The sequence below is a fragment of the Phenylobacterium sp. CCH9-H3 genome (genome assembly GCF_001557235.1).
GTDB lineage: Bacteria > Pseudomonadota > Alphaproteobacteria > Caulobacterales > Caulobacteraceae > Phenylobacterium.
The window spans coordinates 1-1888 of sequence record NZ_LSJI01000067.1 but is presented as its reverse complement, the minus strand read 5'-3'; the positions used below and the strand labels follow the sequence as shown (position 1 = coordinate 1888).

Genomic DNA, 1888 nt, shown 5'->3' with positions numbered 1-1888 from the left:
ATGCCGGCAAGGGCTTCGCGGTCGTCGCCTCGGAAGTGCGGGCCCTGGCTCAGCGTTCGGCGGAGTCCGCCAAGCAGATCAAGAGCCTGATCTCCACCTCCACGGCCCAGGTGTCCGAGGGCGTGAACCTGGTCGGCGAGACCGGCCAGGCCCTGCACCGGATCGTGGCGCACGTGGATGAGGTCTCCAAGCTGGTCAGCGAGATCGCCGCGTCGGCCCGGGAGGAAGCGACCGGCATCGCCGAGGTGAACACCGCGGTGAACCAGATGGACCAGGTGACCCAGCAGAACGCGGCGATGGTGGAAGAGACCACCGCGGCCAGCCGCATGCTGGCCGACCAGACCGAGGAGCTCTTCGGCCTGGTGTCACGCTTCCAGCTCAGCCAGTCGAGCGAGGCCGCACGGGCCAACACGCCCCCGCCGCGCTCGGCGCGTCCCACCTTCGCCACCGCCGGCGCCACGGCCCTGGCCGAAGCGGCGGACGACTGGACCGAGTTCTAAGACCAACCGAACAGAATCGGGGCGCGGGACCATACGCGCCTTGGTGACGGGGGCCGGCGCACGGGACCATACGTGCGTCGGCCCTTTCCGTTTGCGTAAAGTCGCGACGACCCTAATATGACACCCGTCAAGTTTTTCGGGGGCGTTGGGGTTCGAATGTCGCAGGTCGCTTATCTTCCCGTGGGCAAGCGGGAGCAGACCAAGGTCCAGAACCGCCAGGCCATCCTGGACGCCGCCCGCGAGGTCTTCGGCGAGCTGGGCTACGAGGCCGCCACGGTCCGCGACATCATACGGCGGACCGGCCTCGCGGCCGGCACGTTCTACAACTACTACCGCTCGAAGGAGGAGGTGTTCGCCGCCCTCGCCGACGACGGCGCGCGCCGGTTCGCCCCGATCCTCAAGGCGCTCCGGGGTAAGGGCGGTCCGCTGGAATCCTTCGTCCGCGACGCCATCGTCGCCTATTTCGAGTTCATGGCCGACGAGCACATCAGCTGGGCGGCCCGCCGCCCGGCCGGCGAACAGCAGCCGCACGTGCACGGCGAGACGCCCGAGATGGCCGCCGTGTTCGCCGAGGTGAAGGACGCGATCCAGAACGCCATTGTCGAAGGCCGCGGACCCGTCTCCGATCCCGACTACATGGCCGCCGCCTGCATCGCCGTGGCGCGCGAGGTCTGCGACCGCATGCTGATGCGCCGGCCCATCGACACGGTCGCCGCCGCCGACTTCGCCGTGGAGATGATCTTGAACGGCCTGAAGGGCCTGCCCGGAGCCAGGTGCTGATGGCGTCTGCCGCCGCGCAGCGCCTCATCGCCCGCACGATCCTCTCGCTGCCCGCGCCCCTGCTGCGCCTGATGGCCGGGGGCGGCGTGGTCTACAAGGGCGGCCGCACCCTGGATCCGCGCCTCCAGTTCCTGGCGGCCCAGGCCCGCAAGGGTCCCGCGATGGAGACGCTGCAGCCGGCTGAGGCGCGTCGCGGCGAGACGCAAGCGCTTGCGGCGGTCAGCGGCGACCTCGAGCCGGGCGTGCGGTGGGAGGCGCTCAGCGTGCCGGGGGCCGACGGAAACGTCCCGGCCCGCCTCTATCGCCCCGAAGCGCAGGACCCGGGCGCCCCGCTGATGGTCTGGGCGCACATGGGCGGCGGGGTGATCGGCACGCTCGACACCAGCCACTGCTTCTGCGCCCTGCTGGCCCGCGTCACGCGCGCGCCCGTCCTGTCGGTCGATTACCGCCTGGCGCCGGAACATCGCTTCCCGGCCGGCCTGGACGACGTGCTGGCCGCCTACCGCTGGGCCCGCGGCCAGGCGGCCGCCTACGGCGCGACGGGGGTCGCCATCGGCGGCGACTCCATGGGCGGGAATTTCGCGGCGATCGTCTGCCAGGATCTGAAG

Annotated in this window: 3 protein-coding genes; all 3 read left to right on the top strand. The window is 71.0% G+C overall.

Annotated elements, in window-relative coordinates; genetic code table 11:
- Positions 1-500, top strand: a 500-nt coding sequence (locus tag AX721_RS06035; RefSeq protein WP_231754704.1) for a methyl-accepting chemotaxis protein, incomplete at its 5' end; no start/stop codon positions are given.
- Between the two features lie 156 nt (positions 501-656).
- Complete coding sequence (locus tag AX721_RS06030) at positions 657-1280, top strand: TetR/AcrR family transcriptional regulator (RefSeq protein WP_068875116.1); 624 nt, start codon at positions 657-659, stop codon at positions 1278-1280.
- On the top strand, positions 1280-1888 hold a 609-nt coding region (locus tag AX721_RS06025; protein ID WP_156467035.1), incomplete at its 3' end, for an alpha/beta hydrolase fold domain-containing protein. The genes AX721_RS06030 and AX721_RS06025, both read left to right, overlap by 1 nt.

Coding starts and splice junctions, on each gene's coding strand:
- AX721_RS06030 (WP_068875116.1), top strand. CDS start 657: ATGTCGCAGGTCGCTTATCTTCCCGTGGGCAAGCGGGAGCAGACCAAG.